General features: G+C 70.9%; 18 protein-coding genes and 1 pseudogene. 10 read left to right on the top strand and 9 right to left on the bottom strand.

The features are described 5' to 3' along the window. Positions 1 to 51 precede the first annotated feature (51 nt). The gene (locus tag MICAU_RS03075) at positions 52 to 1,209 is read right to left on the bottom strand and encodes a peptidoglycan DD-metalloendopeptidase family protein (RefSeq protein WP_013283819.1); all 1,158 of its coding nucleotides are present in this window, start codon (positions 1,207 to 1,209) and stop codon (positions 52 to 54) included. A gap of 134 nt (positions 1,210 to 1,343) precedes the next feature. On the opposite strand from MICAU_RS03075, the gene MICAU_RS03080 reads away from it, so the two are divergent. Next, complete coding sequence (locus MICAU_RS03080) at positions 1,344 to 1,820, top strand: TspO/MBR family protein (protein WP_013283820.1); 477 nt, start codon at positions 1,344 to 1,346, stop codon at positions 1,818 to 1,820. A 15-nt stretch (positions 1,821 to 1,835) separates the two neighbouring features. On the opposite strand, the gene MICAU_RS03085 is transcribed toward MICAU_RS03080, so the two are convergent. Further along, on the bottom strand, positions 1,836 to 2,714 hold the full coding sequence (locus MICAU_RS03085; protein WP_013283821.1) for a helix-turn-helix transcriptional regulator: 879 nt from the start codon (positions 2,712 to 2,714) through the stop codon (positions 1,836 to 1,838). Positions 2,715 to 2,847: 133 nt separating this feature from the next. Here MICAU_RS03085 and MICAU_RS03090 point away from each other — a divergent pair, with 133 nt between their 5' ends. From MICAU_RS03090 to MICAU_RS03100, 3 genes are all read left to right on the top strand, one after another. Further along, positions 2,848 to 3,753, top strand: a complete 906-nt coding sequence (locus tag MICAU_RS03090) for an oxidoreductase (protein ID WP_013283822.1) — start codon at positions 2,848 to 2,850, stop codon at positions 3,751 to 3,753. 87 nt (positions 3,754 to 3,840) lie between these two features. Next, complete coding sequence (locus MICAU_RS03095; RefSeq protein ID WP_013283823.1) at positions 3,841 to 4,908, top strand: DUF2855 family protein; 1,068 nt, start codon at positions 3,841 to 3,843, stop codon at positions 4,906 to 4,908. A gap of 117 nt (positions 4,909 to 5,025) precedes the next feature. Continuing rightward, positions 5,026 to 5,244 carry a hypothetical protein gene (locus MICAU_RS03100; protein ID WP_244879715.1) on the top strand — a complete coding sequence of 73 codons (219 nt, stop codon included), beginning with the start codon at positions 5,026 to 5,028 and terminating at the stop codon, positions 5,242 to 5,244. 75 nt (positions 5,245 to 5,319) lie between these two features. On the opposite strand, the gene MICAU_RS03105 is transcribed toward MICAU_RS03100, so the two are convergent. Continuing rightward, entirely contained in the window at positions 5,320 to 6,612 is a 1,293-nt protein-coding gene (locus MICAU_RS03105; RefSeq protein WP_013283825.1) for a GAF domain-containing protein, read from the bottom strand. A 156-nt stretch (positions 6,613 to 6,768) separates the two neighbouring features. Here MICAU_RS03105 and MICAU_RS03110 point away from each other — a divergent pair, with 156 nt between their 5' ends. Further along, positions 6,769 to 8,154 carry a glycoside hydrolase family 6 protein gene (locus MICAU_RS03110; protein WP_013283826.1) on the top strand — a complete coding sequence of 462 codons (1,386 nt, stop codon included), beginning with the start codon at positions 6,769 to 6,771 and terminating at the stop codon, positions 8,152 to 8,154. A 400-nt stretch (positions 8,155 to 8,554) separates the two neighbouring features. Further along, complete coding sequence (locus tag MICAU_RS03115) at positions 8,555 to 9,571, top strand: sporulation protein (protein ID WP_013283827.1); 1,017 nt, start codon at positions 8,555 to 8,557, stop codon at positions 9,569 to 9,571. 245 nt (positions 9,572 to 9,816) lie between these two features. Here MICAU_RS03115 and MICAU_RS33350 read toward each other — a convergent pair. Beyond that, positions 9,817 to 9,957 (bottom strand): annotated as a pseudogene (locus tag MICAU_RS33350) (MmyB family transcriptional regulator); the annotation flags it as partial. An 878-nt stretch (positions 9,958 to 10,835) separates the two neighbouring features. Between MICAU_RS33350 and MICAU_RS03120 the strand changes: the two are divergent. From MICAU_RS03120 to MICAU_RS03130, 3 genes are all read left to right on the top strand, one after another. After that, positions 10,836 to 11,132, top strand: coding sequence for a helix-turn-helix domain-containing protein (locus MICAU_RS03120; RefSeq protein ID WP_013283829.1), 297 nt, complete (start codon positions 10,836 to 10,838; stop codon positions 11,130 to 11,132). Between the two features lie 248 nt (positions 11,133 to 11,380). After that, the gene (locus tag MICAU_RS03125; RefSeq protein ID WP_013283830.1) at positions 11,381 to 11,845 is read left to right on the top strand and encodes an ATP-binding protein; all 465 of its coding nucleotides are present in this window, start codon (positions 11,381 to 11,383) and stop codon (positions 11,843 to 11,845) included. After that, entirely contained in the window at positions 11,842 to 12,189 is a 348-nt protein-coding gene (locus tag MICAU_RS03130) for an STAS domain-containing protein (protein ID WP_235437409.1), read from the top strand. Before MICAU_RS03125 ends, MICAU_RS03130 begins: the two co-directional genes overlap by 4 nt. A gap of 71 nt (positions 12,190 to 12,260) precedes the next feature. On the opposite strand, the gene MICAU_RS03135 is transcribed toward MICAU_RS03130, so the two are convergent. Next, on the bottom strand, positions 12,261 to 13,454 hold the full coding sequence (locus MICAU_RS03135) for a PP2C family protein-serine/threonine phosphatase (RefSeq protein ID WP_013283832.1): 1,194 nt from the start codon (positions 13,452 to 13,454) through the stop codon (positions 12,261 to 12,263). Positions 13,455 to 13,878: 424 nt separating this feature from the next. On the opposite strand from MICAU_RS03135, the gene cspE reads away from it, so the two are divergent. Continuing rightward, entirely contained in the window at positions 13,879 to 14,082 is a 204-nt protein-coding gene (gene cspE / locus MICAU_RS03140; RefSeq protein ID WP_013283833.1) for a transcription antiterminator/RNA stability regulator CspE, read from the top strand. 218 nt (positions 14,083 to 14,300) lie between these two features. On the opposite strand, the gene MICAU_RS03145 is transcribed toward cspE, so the two are convergent. From MICAU_RS03145 to MICAU_RS03165, 4 genes are all read right to left on the bottom strand, one after another. Next, the gene (locus tag MICAU_RS03145) at positions 14,301 to 14,753 is read right to left on the bottom strand and encodes a MerR family transcriptional regulator (RefSeq protein WP_013283834.1); all 453 of its coding nucleotides are present in this window, start codon (positions 14,751 to 14,753) and stop codon (positions 14,301 to 14,303) included. After that, on the bottom strand, positions 14,753 to 16,252 hold the full coding sequence (locus tag MICAU_RS03150) for a SulP family inorganic anion transporter (RefSeq protein WP_013283835.1): 1,500 nt from the start codon (positions 16,250 to 16,252) through the stop codon (positions 14,753 to 14,755). The genes MICAU_RS03145 and MICAU_RS03150 overlap by 1 nt, the downstream gene beginning before the upstream one ends. Positions 16,253 to 16,678: 426 nt before the next feature. Beyond that, positions 16,679 to 17,008: a hypothetical protein gene (locus tag MICAU_RS32330; RefSeq protein ID WP_157547395.1), complete on the bottom strand. Its 330-nt coding sequence runs from the start codon at positions 17,006 to 17,008 to the stop codon at positions 16,679 to 16,681. Positions 17,009 to 17,243: 235 nt separating this feature from the next. Continuing rightward, positions 17,244 to 17,615: a hypothetical protein gene (locus tag MICAU_RS03165; RefSeq protein ID WP_013283838.1), complete on the bottom strand. Its 372-nt coding sequence runs from the start codon at positions 17,613 to 17,615 to the stop codon at positions 17,244 to 17,246. Between the last annotated feature and the right edge of the window lie 16 nt (positions 17,616 to 17,631).

A 17,631-nucleotide genomic window follows, 5' to 3' on the forward strand; every position in this document is an offset into this window, starting at 1 on the left:
CGCCGGCGCCGTGCTCGGCACCGGCGCGCGCCGGACGACGGGAGTCCGGGGTCAGCACCAGCCGTTGATCGGCCCGTTGACACCGGTGGACAGGTAGGCGTCGGACACCCAGCTGCCGTCGCTGAGCCGGTCCCACAACGCGGTGGTGCCGTACCGGCCGGTGTGCGAGGTGCCGTTGGCGGAGCAGGAGACGGTGACCGTGGCGCCGTCCGCGAGCGATCCGAGGACGCCGTACCCCGTTCCGGGACCGGAGCGCCGGGTCAGCGTGCCGCCGCCGTTCGCGTCGACGACTCCCTGGTTGAAGCCGAGCGCGCCGTAGTTGTAGACGGCGCCGCCCACGCCCGCGAAGGCGGATCCGTGCCGGGCGCCACCCTGGTACTCGCCGGCGCCGTTGACGAAGTCCCACTTGCCGATGCCGTGCCCGGCGATCGGGACGTAGACCGAGTTCTGCCGCAGCCCGAAGTGCACGTGCCGGCCGGTGGCGGAGCCGCCGCAGGTGACGTCGGTGCCGGTGTAGCCGAGGTACGCGCCCTGCCCGACGGCGGCGCCGTTCACCGAGATGCTGCTCCACAGGTGGTAGTAGTCGGTCGAGTAGCCCCGGTCGTGGATGACCCGGATCCACCCGGTGCACATCGTGTACGCGGTTCCGGCCCGCGCGGCCCGGACCACCTGGTCGCCGCCGGCGAGGTCGACGGAACTCCACGGCGCGCCGCCGCCCCAGCCGTGCGGCCCGCCGGTGAGCGTCCACGTCTGCCCGACCGCGAAGGGCAGCGCCATGCCGGTCCGGAAGTCGCTCCCCGCGTACATCGGTGCGACGGGCGTGGTGAACACCGCCTTCTCGTCCGTGTTCACCAGCGGTGACGTGGCGGCCAGGTCACCGAACGACGCCTCGCCGTCGAAGGCGACGGTCCAGCCCTTGCCCTCGGCCCGCGCGAGGAAGACCGACCCGGTGGGGTGCGCGTCCCGGGACCGGTCCGCCAGCAGCACCGCGGTGCCGAAGGCCCATCCGCCGCTCGCCCGGGTGACGGTGACCCGGGTCCGCTGCGGCCCGGCGGTCCGGGTCGCGGCGTCGGCCTGGCCGAGGAGTTTCGCGGTCACCGCGTCGGTGACGGGCGCGGGTGCCGGGCGGGGCGCGGCCGAGGCCGGGGCCGGCACCACGGCCCAGGCGCCGATCGCCGCCAGCGTGAAGGAGAGCACGAGCCGTCGCATGGGGCCTCCTATCGACAAGCATCACTGAATGGCGAGGCTATCGAAGGGCATGAAAGTTGTCTACGAGTTCCGCATGCTCCGGTGAAGGATCTGTGCGTCGGGTTGATTCGCGGCTGGCCGGGTAGCTGAGCGGTATGCGAGTACCGACCCTGGTCAAGACCGCGGCAGCAGTCACCGCGACCGCCGCCGCGGGCGCCGCCGCCACCTCCACCGGCACCTCGTCGCGCTGGTACCGCCGTCTGCGAAAGCCCGCCTGGCAGCCGCCGTCGGCCGCGTTCCCCCTCGTCTGGACCCCGCTGTACGGGCTGATCGCGGTCGCCGGTGCGCGGGCGCTGGACCGCTCCGAGGGGCCCGAGCGCGCCGCGTTCGCCCGCGGCTACGCGCTCAACCTGGCGCTCAACGCCGGCTGGACCGCCCTGTTCTTCGGCGCCCGCAGGCCCGGCGCCGCGCTGGCCGAGATCGCCGCGCTCAACGCGTCCAACCTGGTGCTGCTGCGCCGCGCGGCGCGCACCGACCGTCCCGCCGGGGCGGCGCTCGCCCCGTACGTCGCGTGGACCCTCTTCGCCACCGCGCTCAACGGCGCGATCGTCGGCCTCAACCGGGGACGGTGACCGGCGTTCCGCTGATCAAGGTCGGCCGTCGGCGGCCGCCGGGCGGGTCGCGCGCCACGACGCCAGGAGCCGCAGCCGATCCGCGTCCGGGCTGCCCGGCTCGGCGGTGAAGACGAGCATGACCGGGCCGGGACTGCCCGGCAGCGGATAGGTGTCCCAGTCCAGGACGATGTCGCCCAGTCCTGGGACCCGGAACGTCTTCGTGCCGCTCACCGAGGCGCGGACGTCGTGCCGTGCCCACAGCCGCCGGAACTCCGCGCTGCGGATGCTCAGCTCGCCGACGATCGCGGTGGCGCGGGGATGGGTCGGGTCGTCGGCGACGGCGGCGCGGAGCATGCCGATGTAGTCGAGCGCCTGCCGCTCCCAGTCCGGGCAGCTCCGTCCCCCGGTCAGCGCGTCGTCGAACAGCAGCAGGAGCATGTTGAGCCGGCCGGGCGGGTGGTTCGCCGGGTCGCCGAGCAGCGCCTGCGCCATCGGGTTCCAGTCGAGCAGGTCCAGATGCCGGCCGAGGACGACAGCCGGCGTGTCCATCACCCGCAGCAGCCGCCGGGTGCCGTCCGGCACCCGCTCCGGCTCCCGGTCGACGCGGGCGGGCACCGGCCGCCGGGCGGCCCGGGCCAGCGTGAACAGGTGCCGGCGTTCGGTGTCGTCCAAGCCGAGGGCGCCTGCGAGCGCGTCCAGGACGTCGTCCGAGGGGCGTACCTCCCGGCCCTGCTCCATCCGCTGGTAGTAGTCGGTGCTCAGCCCGGCCAGCAGGGCCAGTTCCTCCCGCCGCAGGCCGGTCACCTTGCGCCGGCCGCCCGGCTCCAGGCCGACGTCGCGCGGGCGCAGCCGGCCGCGCCGGGCGCGCAGGAAGGCGCCCAGCTCGCGTGCGTACGGATGCGGGCTGCTCATGCCGCCAGTCTGCCGCGACGCCGCCCGCCCAGGGTAGGTCCCGCGGACCTAGGCAACCGCGAACGACCGAGCCGGGCCCGATCGCTCCTAGCGTCATCGCTCGACACGAACCGCCGTACCCGAGGAGCAGCAGATGACCGGATGGACCGCCGACCGCATCCCCGACCAGCGCGGCCGGGTCGCCGTCGTGACCGGAGCGAACTCGGGTCTCGGCCTGGTCACCGCCACCGAACTGGCCCGCCGCGGCGCCCACGTCGTGCTGGCCGTGCGGAACACCGCCGCCGGCCGGCAGGCCGCCGGCCGCATCGGCGGCGACACCGAGGTACGCGAGCTGGACCTGGCCCGCCTCGAATCGGTACGCGCGTTCGCCGCGAAGCTGACCGCCGACCACCCGACGATCGACCTGCTGGTGAACAACGCCGGTGTGGTGCTGCTCGGCCCGCGCCGTACCTCCGCCGACGGCTTCGAGCTCCAGTTCGCCACCAACATGCTGGGCCCGTATGCGCTGACCGGCCTGCTGCTGGACGCCCTCGCCGGGGCACGGGCGGCGCGGGTGGTGAGCCTCAGCTCGCTCACCCACCGCAACGCGCGGCTCGACTTCGGCGACCTGATGTCCGAGCGCGACTACCGGGCTTCCGCCGCGTACGGCCGCTCGAAGCTCGCCACCACCGTTTTCGGCGTCGAGCTGGACCGTCGCGTGCGCGCGGCCGGATTGCCGATCGTCAGCGCGCTGGCGCATCCCGGTCTCACCCGCAGCAACCTCACGCCGCGGGCCTGGGAACACCGGGGCCGGCTGGGACGAATGATCGGGCGGCTGGGCCTGCTCGCCACCCAGCCGGTCGAGCAGGGCGCCCTGCCGCAGTTGCGGGCGGCGACCGACCCGGAGGTACGCGGCGGCCAGTTCTTCGGCCCGTCCCGGCTCTTCGAGACCTGGGGCCCGGTGGCCGAGGCGCGGCTGAACCGGCAGGCCGCCGACCCGGCCGTCGGTCAGCGCCTCTGGGCTGCGGCGGCGGAGCTGACGGGTGTTCGTTACCTCTGAACCGGCCGCGCGCAACGATGCGGTCGAGTGGGATTTTGCACTCCCAGTGCACTTGTCTCCGGTTTTCCGGCTGCCTAGCGTCAGGCCATGGCTGACTCGTGGACGTTCGCTGTGGCCCGTGACGACCTCGCTCGCACCACACTCGTCGACGGCGCTGTGCCCGACCTCGCCGGCGGGGAGGCGCTGCTGCGCGTGGACCGCGTCGGCCTGACCGCCAACAACGTGACGTATGCGGTGCTCGGTGAGGCGATGCGCTACTGGGAGTTCTTCCCGCCGCAGCCCCGAGGACTCGACGACCGGTGGGGCCTCCCGCCGCTGTGGGGCTTCGCCGAGGTGGTCGCGTCCACAGTGTCCGGCGTCGAGCCGGGACACCGGGTCTACGGCTACCTGCCGCCCGCCGGCCACCTGGTGGTACGCCCGGACCGGGTGGACGCGTCCGGGTTCCGCGACGCGAGCGCGCACCGGGCCGGCCTGCCCTCGCCGTACAACTCCTACCGGTCGACCACCGGCGACCCCGCCTACCGGGCGGAGCAGGAGGACCTGCTGATCCTGTTCCGGCCGCTGTTCTTCACCTCGTTCATGCTCGCCGACCAGGTGATCGACGAGGACGCCTACGGCGCGCGGTCGCTGGTGCTGTCGTCCGCGTCGAGCAAGACGGCGTACGCCACCGCGTTCGAACTGCACGGCCGCGGCCCGCGCCTGATCGGGCTCACCTCGCGGGGCAACCTCGCCTTCACCAGGTCGCTGGGGTGCTACGACGAGGTCCTCTCCTACGACGAGATCGGCGTGCTCGACGCCGTACCGACCGTCTATCTCGACCTGTCCGGTTCACCCGCCACCCGCGCCGCCCTGCGCGCGCACCTCGGCGACCTGCTGGTCCGGGACATCGCCGTCGGACTCACCCAGCAGACGCCGAACGCGGGTGCCGCCGGGGAGGTCTTCTTCGCGCCGGTGCGCATCCGCAAGCGGAGCCAGGACTGGGGTCGCGACGGGCTCGACGGGCGGTTCGCCGACGCCTGGCAGCGGTTCTCCCGGGTGGTGAGCGGATGGCTCGACGTGCGGGTCGGCGCCGGTCCGGAGGCGCTGCGGGACGCGTGGCTCGACGTCCTCGCGGGCCGCACACCGCCCCGGGTGGGGCACGTCGTCCAGCTCTGAGTCGGTCGCCGATTCCGGCCGTGGCGCGCCCGCCCGGCCGATGCGCGCTAGGCTGACGACGCGGGGTACCGATGACTGATCGCCACCCCCTGCTTCTCCCACGGTTTCCCAGCCGCGATGACTGAGTCGAGCGCTGCCGTGCAGATTCCCTTGGAGCACTTCGTGCCCGACAACACGTTCGCCCTGAACCCCTTCCGTGTGGAGGGGGTCGGAGCCACCGACGACGAGCGCAGTCCGATCGCGGACGTCAGCGCCGAATCCATGACCCGCCTGCGGAGCCCGTTCGCCGCGGCGCAACCCGCTCGCGAGCCGGCCGGCGCGCCCGACGGGCGCTAGGCCGTCAGCCGGGCGTGACGGCCCCGGCCGCGCGCACCGGTCCCCTTGATGGTGTCGCCGGGCGCGGTCGAGTGGTCAGCGGTTCAGGTAGGCGGCCAGGCCGCCCAGTTCCTCGTTGGCGATGAAGACCGAACGCACGTTGATGATTGCCTCCTCGACGTGGAGCGGGCAGCCCCACGCCGAGTCACCCCACGAGTCAGCGATCTTGATCTCGGCGGGTGCCGTGCAGCCGTCGCCGCCGCCGAGCTGACACCGTTCGGGGCGCGGAGTGGCGGCCTGCGCGGCTGCGGCGGCGCGCAGCCGGGCGGTGAGTTCCGCCGCCGCGGCGGCACGCTGTTCCGCCTCGGCCCGTAGTTCCCGTTCCGCCCGCACCACCCGGGCCAGCTCGTCGTGGGCGGCCCGGGCGCGGGCGTCCGCTTCGGCCTTCGCCTGTTCGATGTGGTGGCGTTCGATGGCCAGGGCGGCGGTGCCGGTGAAGACCCGGGCGAGCGCCAGGTCGGCGTCGCGCGGGACGCGCGGGGTGCGGTGGTACATGGCGAAGGTGCCGAGCAGGCTGCCGTCGCGGGCGAGGATCGGCGTGGACCAGCAGGCGGCGAGCCCGGCCCGCTCGGCCAGGTCGCGGAAGTCGGCCCAGAACGGGTCGGTGGCGATGTCGGTGACGATGACCGGCTCGCGCCGGTGCGCGGCGGTGCCGCACGAGCCGACACCCTCGCCGGTGGCGATCCCGTCGATGGCCTGGTTGTAGAAGTCGGGCAGGCTGGGCGCGGCGCCGTGGCGCAGGTGCCGGCCGTCGGCGTCGGCGAGCAGGACGGAGACGAGCACCTCCTGCGGCGCGAGGTTCTCGATGCAGCGGGCCATCCCGTCGAGCACCTCGGCCAGCGGCGCCTGCCGGGCGATCTGCTCCAGCATCGCGCGGTGTTCGGCCATCAGCCGTTGCGCGTGCTTGACCTGCGTGGTCTCCACCCCGATCACGCGGATCCCGGTCACCGTGCCGTCGGCGTCGCGGCGTGCCTCGTAGGTGAAGTCGAAGAACGCTTCCCGCGCCTGCGATCCGGTGCCGAGCATGATCCGGGCGTCGTGGCCGGTGTAGGACTCGCCCGTGCGGTAGACCTCGTCCAGCAGGGCGATGAAGCCCTGGCCGTCCAGTTCCGGCATCAGCTCGGCGAGCGCGACCCCGGTGCGGGCGCGTTCCTCGCCGATGGCGGTGAAGAACGCCGGGTTCGCCGCCTCCACCACGTGTGTCGGCCCGGCGAGCGCCGCGAAGACGGCGATGGACTTGCCGAACAGCGTCCGCAGATCCTCGTCCGCGGGCCGCCCGGTGACCGACGGATCCGCCGTGGGCAGATGCTGGCCTGGTAGTGCCGTCATGCCTGGTCTTCCTCCCACGCCGGCTTCGTCGACCGTCGCCAGATTACGGGGCAGTGGCCGACGTTCACATCTTGGCATCGACGCCCGCCTCCGTTACCGTCGTGGGAACGCTCCCATGAACTTGGATACGTCTATGTGATCAGGAGGAAACACGACGTGGCTATCCTCTCGTCCCGCCGCAGATCAGCGGCCATCAGCGTGGCCGCCGTCGCGGGCCTCGCCGCGGCCGGCGTCGGTTTCGCCGTCGGTGGCGCATCCGCCGGCACGGTGTCCGGATCGCTCTACCGCGACCCGTCCTCGGCGGTCGTCCGCTGGGTCGCCGCCAACCCCGGCGACTCGCGCGCCGCCGTCATCCGCGACAAGATCGCCAGCCAGCCGCAGGCGCGCTGGTACGCCAACTTCAACCCGTCGACCATCCAGTCCGAGGTTTCCAGCTTCATCGGCGCCGCCAACGCGGCGCAGCAGATCCCGGTGCTGTCGGTGTACGAGATCACCAACCGGGACTGCGGCGGCGCCAGCGCCGGCGGGGCGCCGGACCTCAACCAGTACCAGACCTGGGTGTCCAACTTCGCCCGCGGACTCGGCAACCAGACCGTCCTGATCATCCTGGAGACCGACTCGCTCGCGCTCCAGACCTGCCTGAGCACCGGCGAGCTGAACGCCCGCAACCAGGCGCTCACCACGGCCACCCAGACCATCAAGTCGGCCAACCCCAACGCCAAGGTGTACCTCGACGGCGGCCACTCGACCTGGAACAGCGCCAACGACACTGCCAACCGGCTCCGCGCGGCCGGCGTGCAGTACGCCGACGGCTTCTTCACCAACGTGTCGAACTTCAACCCCACCTCCAGTGAGGCGAACTTCGGCCGGGCCGTCATCTCCGCGCTCAACGGCATGGGCATCTCCGGCAAGCGGCAGGTCATCGACACCAGCCGCAACGGGGGAGCCGCCGGGGACTGGTGCGCCGACGACAACACCGACCGGCGCATCGGGCAGTACCCGACGACGAACACCGGCGACGCCAACATCGACGCGTACCTCTGGGTGAAGCCGCCGGGTGAGGCGGACGGCTGCCGCTACACGGCCGGTTCGTTCCAGCCGGACCTGGCCTTCAGCCTCGCGAATGGCGCGCCGAACCCGCCGACCACCGCGCCGCCGACGACCAACCCGCCGACGACCGCGCCGCCGACCACGGCTCCGCCGACGACCGCGCCGCCCACCACGGCGCCGCCGACCACCCCGCCGCCGGCCGGTAACGGCTGCTCCGCGGCGGTCGCGATCAACCAGTGGAACGGCGGCTTCACCGCGAGCGTGAACGTCACTGCGGGCTCCGCGGCCATCAACGGCTGGACCGTGACCGTCGCGCTGCCCGGCGGCGCCGCGATCACCGGCACCTGGAACGCCCAGGCCAGCGGCACCAGCGGCACCGTCCGGTTCACGAACGTGGGCTACAACGGGCAGGTCGGCGCCGGCCAGACGACCAACTTCGGCTTCCAGGGCACCGGCACCGGCCAGGGCGCCACCGCCACCTGCGCCGCCTGACCGGAACCGACCCGGGGCCCGGCGCGGAGGATCGTTCTCCGCGCCGGGCCTCTCACTTCGCCGCTGCTGTCCGCAACGGATTCACGAACCGCCGTGCCCGCCTCAGGTTGCGGGCCAGCTCCTCGCAGTTCTGGTACGCGTGTCGGATCCACGCCGGCGCGAGCCGCGAGGACCTTCAGGCCTCCGTCGACGTCGCCATGCGAGCCGTGGCGGCACTCCACCCCGGTGCCGGAGGGTAACCGACTGGATTCACTCAGCTACTTCTCAGGTGGCGTTGGTAGCTTCCCCGCTCAACGGCTTCCATTATGGACGCCGTTGATCTCGTTGTGGCACAAGGGTTTCACGTGAAAGTTTCACGGTCCTCGTGTCGCGCGTACGGCGGTCGTCGAGGGAGAGGTTCGTGGTGTTCAAGAAGATGCTGGGCGCGTTCGGGGTGGGCGGCCCCAGCGTCGATACGGTCCTGTCCAATCCGAGCACCCGCCCGGGACTGATGCTGGGCGGGCAGGTGAACCTGACCGGCGGCAGTCACGACGTGGAGATCGACCACATCACCGTCGGGCTGGTCACCCGGGTGGAGATCGACGGCGCGGAGGAGGAGTACGACGCCCTCGTCGAGTTCCACCGCGTACAGGTCGCGGGTGGTCTGCACCTGCGCGAGGGTCAGCAGTTGTCGCTGCCGTTCCAGGTGGCGATGCCGTGGGAGACCCCGGTGACCGACCTGTACGGGCAGAATCTGCACGATATGACGATGGGCCTGCGCACCGAGGTGGCGATCCGCGGCGCGATCGACAAGGGCGACCTGGACCCGGTGTACGTGCACCCGCTGCCGGTGCAGGAGCGCATCCTCGAGGCGTTCGGCCGGCTCGGCTTCGGGTTCAAGGGCGCCGACCTGGAACGCGGGCACATCTCCGGGCTGCACCAGAGCCTGCCGTTTTACCAGGAGATCGAGTACTACGCCGCCCCGCAGTACGCCCACGGCGTCAACGAGGTCGAGCTGACCTTCGTCGCGAACGAGCACGGCGTCGACGTGGTGCTGGAGTTCGACAAGCGCGGTGACCTGTTCACCGGCGGCCACGACTCGTACGGCCGCTACCACGCCGCGCACGCCGACGCCGACCGCGTCGACTGGGCCGCGCAGGTCGACACCTGGGTCCGCCAGGCCCTCGACGGCTACCAGAGCCTGCACACCGGCCACGGCTACGCCCCGCCCGCCCAGGGCTACGGGCACGCCGCGTACGGCCACCCCGGCGGGCACTACAAGGAGGAGCACCACCAGGAGCGTCACGGTGGTCCCGGCATGGGCGCGGTCGCCGCGAGCGTGGTCGGCGGCGCCGCTCTCGGCTTCGCCGGCGGCATGGTCGCCGACGAGGTCTTCGACTCCTTCGGCGACGACGAGGGCGGCGACGAGGAGGCGTGAACCACTCCTCCTCACGGATGCCTTCCACCATCACCGCCGTCGGCGACCTGGGCCGTAACCCGTACTTCCGGACCGCCAACGCCCTGGCCGCCCTGACCGGCACCAAGTAGCCCACCGTCCGGCGGCCCGGAGACCTCTCCGGGCCGCCGGACGTCGGCTCCGGCCGGTGTGGTGTCACCGCGATCCACACCGAGCTGGTCTCCACCGGCGAGCGCCTGGGTGCCGACGGCAGTGAGCAGGGCCAGGCGGTCGGCATCCTCGGTGCCCGGCTCGGCCGTGTAGATCATGATGCGCAGGTCGCTGCCCGCCACGGTGAGCACGTCGCAGTCCAGGGTCAGCGGACTCACGTACGGATGATCGATTGTCTTGCGGGCGGCCTCGTGCCGGCCGACGGCGCCGGACTCCTACAGCTCGGCGAAGCGGTCACTGGTCGCCCGCGGCTCCGCGACCAGCCGCGGAGCCGTTCGTCGGCCGCCTGCCGCGCGCAGGTCCGCGACGAGCGCGGACCCGCCGGCAAGGGCCTCCGGAGGGCTGCGTCGTGAGCGGTGAACGCGACCAACGCGGCCGGCCCTGGTACGTCGTCGACCGCGCGGCGGTCTTCATCGGCCGGTAGGTGGCATCGGCGGTCGGGTCGTTGTCGCCATGGCGCGCGCCCTACTTGCTCGGCGGGCCAGTCATCCTGATGACCGTCGACCAGGAAATCTAGGTTGGAAAGGCTAGACATCTTCTGCGGTACGGCATACTCTTCTTCAAGTCGAGAGGAAAGATCCGTCAAGACGCAGACGGGCCGTCCGGCCGTGAGGACACGACGGGCGGATAGGAGAGGAACATGCTTCACCGTTCCTCTTGAGAGGCAGTAAGAGCACGTCAGTTCCGGCGTGACACACGCCGGGGTGCAGGTGGGGCCAAGGTTCGTTCAGGGCTCCGGCTGATGTTCGCTGCACGTGTCGGGGCTGTGAAGTCGCGTGGGCTCCGGCGCCGGCGGACCGTACGACAGCAAGGGAAACGTGTACGCAGAGGAAAGGGAGGGCCTTACACCGTTGGATCGCCCGCCGTTGGCCGTCATGTCAGGCCGGGCGGACACCGCAGTTTCCATCGAACGAGAGGTGGTCTCCGGTCACGCATATGCGATCCTCGCACCCGAAGCCGTCAATGACGGCTGGTGCGGATACGACAAGCCGACGTTCCGGTCGGTAGATGGTGTTCTGACCCGTAACCCTGGGCCCCGGCGCTTGTGCGCCGGGGCCCTCGACGTGGAGGTGACATGGGGCAAAACCCCGAAGACATGTTCGGCGATGAGAACTACCCGGCCTACACCATCGGGCAGGCCGCGGAGATGCTCGGCACCACGCAGGACTTCCTGCGTCGCCTGGACGAGACAAAATTGATCAATCCGCAGCGCTCCAGCGGCGGGCACCGCCGCTACTCCCGCTACCAACTGCGCCTGGCCGCCCGGGCCCGCGAAATGGTCGACGACGGCACCGCCCTGGAGGCCGCCTGCCGGATCATCATTTTGGAAGACCAACTCGAGGAAGCCCTCCGGCAGAACGAGAAGCAGTAGCGGGGGCCGCGGCGACAGGACTGACCAGCCCACCCTTCGTGCGAGGTCGTCGGCGGGCGATGAGCCGGCCGGCCCACCAGGCGAACGCCTGGGTTCCCGCCTCGGACCGGGCAGCCCCGCTCGTCGCACCTCTTCACATCCGGCCGGCGACCGCAATGCTGTGCGTGACCGGCGGTCCGAGGGGTCGCCGTCCTACGCCTGGCCGGCGTGCCCGGGCGCGGCGGATCAGCTGCGTGTAGCGTCCGATCATGGGCAGCGGCGGAACGGACGACGTGGGTGCCGGGTGGAGCACCGCTCGCGGCGCCGGCGACGTGGCGTTGTTGTCGGAAGAGATCACCGCTGCGCGGGTTACGGCGCTGCGTCACGCGGTCGCCGCGGCAGCCCGTTCGGCGGGTCTGGTCGGCGACGGGCTGGAGGACTTCGTATTGGCGGTGCACGAGTTGGTCACCAACGTGGTGCGCCACGGCGGGGGCAGCGGCGAGGTGCGTCTGTGGCAGCACCACGACCTGCTGACCTGCCAGGTCAGCGACAACGGGCCCGGGCTGGGTGAGATTGCCGTCGCCCTGCCGTCGCCCGGGGAGGTCGGCCACCGGGGACTGTGGCTGGCACAGCAGCTCACCGAAGGGCTGATGATCGACAACTCCGGACAGGGAACGACCGCCTCGGTGACAGCGCAGCTGCGCCCCCGATCGACCGTGTACGAGGAAGGGTGACAGTGGCCACGGAGCAGACCTGGCACTGGCATGTCGACGTCGGTGCTGATCGTCGTGTCCTGGCGCTGTCCGGTGAGATCGACATGTCGGGCGCCGATCGGCTCGATGACCTGCTGCACGAGACGGTCGCCCAGGCCGGGACGGTGGAGATCGACCTGGCAGGGTTGACCTTCATCGATTCGACCGTACTCAGCATCCTGGTCGGAGCGCACCACCACGCGGTCGACCGGGGAGTGGATCTCACCCTGCTCAACGCCACCGGGCAGGTCCGCCGGATCCTCGACCTGACCGGCATCATGCAGCTGTTCGGCCGGGTGGCAGATCCGCCACCCACCGCGGTCTGAGTGCGCGAGGCGGGGAATCTCGTCGCGGCGGGCGGCGGAACAGCCGTTGCGACGCTGGGACTGCGGGGCGGTCAGGCCCTGCCTGCCGTGGGCTCACGGAAGCGGACCATGAGTACGGTGGCGTCGTCCTGCAGCCGGTCATCCTGGTAGGCGAGGATCGCGTGAACGAGACGCCGCGCGGTCTCTGGTAGCGGCAGCCCGTCGGCCAGTGCCCGGACGGTGAAGTCGACCAGCCGCTCGGTGCCGAACCGTTCCCCGTCGGCCGAGCGGGCCTCGATGATGCCGTCGGTGTAGAAGAGCACGTCGTCGCCGGGTTCGAGGGCTTCCTCGACCACCATCGGAGGACGCCGGTCGCCCAGGGCCACCGGCAGGGCGGTGGGCGTGGGCAGGACGGCGGCGACCCTGCCGCGACGAAGCACCAGCCCGCCCGGGTGTCCGGCGGAGATGACCCGCAGCCGGCCGGTGCGCTGGTCGAGTTCGGCCAGCACCCCCGTGATCAGTCCGCGCCGGTCGTGGTCACGCGCCGCAGTGTCGATGTGATGGTAGGTCTCGACCAGGTCGAACCCGCCCCGACGGGCATTGCGGTACGCGGCCAGGGCCAGGCTGGCGAGCATCACGGCGCGCATCCCGCCACCGGAGCCGTGCCCGACGGCGTCGAACAGGGCGAGGTGGGCGATGTCGCCGTTGACCGCATAGTCGAAGGCGTCGCCACCCACGTCGTAGCAGGGCTCCAGGATCCCACTGATGATCACGCCGCCGGTGGAGAAGGTGAGCGGCGGAAGTTGGGCGCGCAGCATCTCGGCGGGCAGGCGCATCGGCTCGCGGCGGCGGACCGACTCGATCGTGTCGCTGTGGTGCGATCGGGTGATCACCAGCTCGGCGAGCAGGGAGGCCACCGCCTCGAACGCGGCCACCGCGGAGTCAGGCACGGCAGCTGCGGCGACCACCTCCGCGACGCCCACGCGCTCCAGACCGTTGAGCAGCGGCAACCACAACCGCGCACCGTCGTCCACCGGGCCGCCGAACGGGCGCAACATGCTGAACGCCCGGCCGGCCAGGGTTCCCTCGATGGCCAGCGAGACTCGACGCGGTGCGTCCGGACCGGGCAGCGCAAGCAGCTGACGCTGCTCGTGGTCGACCACATAAAGGATCATGTCGTCGGCGCCGAGCTGCCGGGCGGCCCGCCGTGCCATCCCCGGCAGGTCCTCGGGCCGGGCGTGGTGCGACTGCCGCAGCAGACCTCGCAGTGCGTCCCGCTCGCTCATGCCCACCGACCTTCGCCCCCGCCCACACGGGGCTGCCCGAGCGATCAGAGTACGCGGACGCTCCACCCATCACGCTCTGGTGCGCGACGGTGGCCTCGCCCGATAGGGCAGTGGCGGCGTGTGTGGAACGTGGCAAGCCTGTCAGCAGGTCGGCGCGGTCGGCGCCGGTTGCGGTGGACTGGATCCGGGCGCGCCTCCGCAGGGGAGCAAGCCCAGTGGCCAGGTCCACTCACCGCCATCGGATCATGTGCTACGGTAGCTAAGTTGCAGTTTTGATTTCCGTAGACGTTTTCCGGCGCCTGATGGGGCATCTGAAACCCATCCAGGCGCTTTTCGTTTTTCGTGTCGTTTCGACGCGGGTGATCAACGCGGCGGCGTAAGGGTCCGCACAGTGCGGTCTCTAACAGCCTGCGAAGGAGCAGACATGACTACAGGTACCGTGAAGTGGTTCAACGCCGACAAGGGCTTCGGCTTCATCAGCCCGGACGACGGCGGCGCCGACGTCTTCGCCCACTTCTCCGCGATCTCGGCGAGCGGCTTCCGCAGCCTCGACGAGAATCAGAAGGTGGAGTTCGACATCACCCAGGGCCAGAAGGGCCCGCAGGCGGAGAACATCCGCCCGCTCTGATCCACATTCTCTGAACGGCGGCCCGACTGGTTCAGCGGGCCGCCGTTCGGCGTTTCATGCGCTCATCACGCCATCGCGAAAATCATCTGATCGGCAGAAGGCCGGCCATCTCGGTCCGGAGCCGGCATTGCCTGCGTTCTTCCGCAGCAAGGACGACGCTTGACTGTCAGCCCAAGACACACCGTCCCGGTTGATGGGCAATCGACAGCGGCGGCGCCTCAGGCGGTTGGGCCGCCGTGGTGGTCGAGTTCGTCGCGGAGCGCGCGAGCGAAGCCTTCGGCCATGGCGAGTTGGTCGCGCAGTGCGATGACCCGCGTCGTAGCGGCGGTGTGGAACATGTCGAGCCGGTCGAGCAGAGCGGCGCGGTCGACGCCGGTGGCGGTGTCGAGGGCGTCGAGGACGGCGAGGAGGTCGCGCATCTCGTCGAGTGTGAACCCGAGCGGTTTCATGCGTTTGACGACGGCGAGGCGGTCGAGGTCGGGTTCTGTGTAGAGGCGGAAGCCGCCGTCACTGCGGGCGGAGGGGACGATCAGGCCGGCTTCCTCGTAGTGGCGGATGGTGCGGATGCTGAGCCCGACCCGTTCGGCGGCTTCGCCGATCTGCATGAGGCGACCGGTGGCCGGGCCGGAGGCGCGCTGCTCCGGCCCGGTGTCGCGGCTGGTGGGGGCCATCAGTGGCCGACACCGAGTCGGCCGGCGAGGGTGTCGTGGATGCGGGCGCTGGGCTGGTTCAGCTCGATGATCTCGACGGTCTTGCCGCGTGCGGCGTACTTGGTGGTGATGGCGTCGAGGGCGGCGACGGAGGAGGCGTCCCAGACGTGGGCGTGGGTCATGTCGATGACCACGGCGTCGGGGTCGTTCGTGTAGTCGAACTGGCCGACGAGGTCGTTGCTGGAGGCGAAGAACAGCTCACCGTGCACCGAGTAGATGCGGGTGCCGCCTTCGGGGTCGAGGACGCTGGTGACCTCGACCAGGTGGGCGACCCGGCGCGCGAAGATCACCATGGCGGTGAGCACGCCGACCACCACACCGATGGCCAGGTTGTGGGTGGCCAGGGTGGTGACCACGGTGGCGAGCATGACGATCGTCTCCCCGTACGGCATCCGCTTGAGGGTGGCCGGGGCGACGGAGTGCCAGTCGAACGTCGACACCGCCACGATGATCATCACGGCGACCAGGGCGGCCATCGGAATGACCGCGACCACGTCGCCGAGCGCGACGACCAGGATCAGCAGGAAGACGCCGGCCAGGAACGTCGACAGCCGGGTGCGGGCACCGGACGCCTTCACGTTGATCATCGTCTGGCCGATCATCGCGCAGCCGCCCATGCCGCCGAAGAACCCGGTGACGATGTTGGCGACCCCCTGGCCCCAGGACTCGCGAGTCTTGCTGGACGGGGTGTCGGTGATGTCATCGACGAGCTTGGCGGTCATCAGCGACTCCATCAGCCCGACCAACGCGATCCCCAGGGCGTAGGGGGCGATCAGGGTGAGGGTGTCCATGGTCCAGGGGATCTGCGGCAGGCCGAGGGTGGGCAGGCTGTCCGGCAGGGCACCTTCGTCACCGACGGTCGGCACCGCCACGCTGGCGACGACGGTGACCAGGGTCAGCACCACGATCGCGACCAGTGGCGCCGGAACCGCGCGGGTGAGGCGGGGCAGTCCAACCATGATCGCGAGGGCGACGGCGACCAGCGGGTAGACCAGCCACGGCACCCCGAGCAGGTGCGGAACCTGCGCGGCGAAGATCAGAATCGCCAGGGCGTTGACGAAGCCGACCATGACGCTGCGTGGGATGAACCGCATCAGCTTCGCCACCCCGAGCACCGCGAGCAGGACCTGGATCGCGCCGCCGAGAATCACCGCCGCGATCAGATAGTCCAGTCCGTGCTCCTTGGCCAGCGGCGCCACCACCAGCGCGATCGCGCCGGTCGCGGCGGAGATCATCGCCGGCCGGCCGCCGCAGATCGCGATCGTGACGGCCATCGTGAACGAGGCGAACAGCCCCACCCGCGGGTCGACCCCCGCCAGGATCGAGAAGGAGATCGCCTCTGGGATCAACGCCAGGGCGACGACCAGACCGGCGAGGACCTCGGTGCGGAACACCTTCGGCGACAGCCAGGACGGACGGGACAGACGCGGCCGGGAGCCCGCGGACAGCACAGAAGACATAAAGCCATTTCCACTCGGGCGCCTGACGGACGCGCACAGCTCCCGCCCCGAACCACGGGACGCAGCTACTCACAGATCAGCAACAGTCGGTCTGGACGGTCTGCGGGCCTCATCGCCCGGACTCGTCAGGACCGCCACAGGAGTCACCCGGCCACACCCGGGTTCACCGGTACCGAACCTACCCTTACGTAAGAGAAGAGTCGGCCGGACGTGTTGATCATCACGACGTCGCAGCCGCCAGGCCCTTGATCCAGTTTCTCGCACATCCTGTCCGGGGTGCCGGCCGGCGACGGCGGCGGGCTCGGGCTTGCCATGCCCGCGGGGCCGGGAGCGGGGATGGCTGACGTGTGTTCACCGGGATCGTGGCTGAGCTTCGAGGCGGACCTCGTCGGGCAGCGCGTCGCGACCCTGTTCCGGCTGCAGGAACTACTCACCGGCATCGGTCCGGCGTTGGATCGGGCTGTGGAACTCAACCGGATGGGACCGATGATGGTCCTGGCGTGCTGACAGGCGCCGGTGGCGATCCGGCACGCCGGCGTCGACCGGATCGCCGCCTTGCTCCGACGCGGCCACGTCAAGAACGCCGTCCACGTCGCCGAGGCGATGGTGGCAGCCGCGCGGCAGCAGACCGTAAACCTGCCCGGGCAACGCGCCGCCGCCGCCGTGGTCGTCGGGCAGATGGCTACCGAGATCCTCGCCCTGGAACAGCGCATCGCCGCTGTCGACGACCTCATCGCCGAGCAACTCGACCAGCACCCGCTGGCGCCGATCATCGAGAGACTCCACCCTCCCCGCCAAGATCAACCGGAGTCGTATGGAGACTCCTAAGACGACGCTCTATCTGTACCCGGAGGCTGACTACCTGCGGGTTCCTATTTTGTTTTCGTGTTAGTGGGTCGCACGCGCGCTTACTGTGCTCGCTTGCCGAAGATCAGCAGAGCGGGCGTAAGTCCTGCTCAGGCCGTGCTTCGGTCGGTTCGACGCGTCCTTATCAGATCCGGCGAAGTTGCCGCCCCGCATCAGTCTCCGGTGCTGCGACAGCGTCGGCCAGCAGCGTGGCGAGTTCGGCTGCGCGTGCCGGGTGGTGATGACCGACCCAGGGAACTCCGCCGACGAGGTATTGAGCGAAGTCGGGGTGGTCGGTCCGGTTCTGCGCGGCGAGGCCGGTGCGGGTGGCGTTGTGGAGGATGACGCGGAGCAGGTCGTACTCGTCGCGGGGTGCGGCGGGGTGGTGGTTGACGACGAGTCGGGCGAGGAGTTGCCGGTCGGCTCGGCCGCGGCCCTTGGCCACAGTGGACTTGGCACCGGCCACCGAGGGTTCGAGCTGCCCGCCGAGCCGCAGCGGCGTCGGGGAGCGCAACACGGCCGTTGCCTCGCCG

Origin of the sequence: Micromonospora aurantiaca ATCC 27029, from assembly GCF_000145235.1 — a bacterium.
Lineage (GTDB): Bacteria > Actinomycetota > Actinomycetes > Mycobacteriales > Micromonosporaceae > Micromonospora > Micromonospora aurantiaca.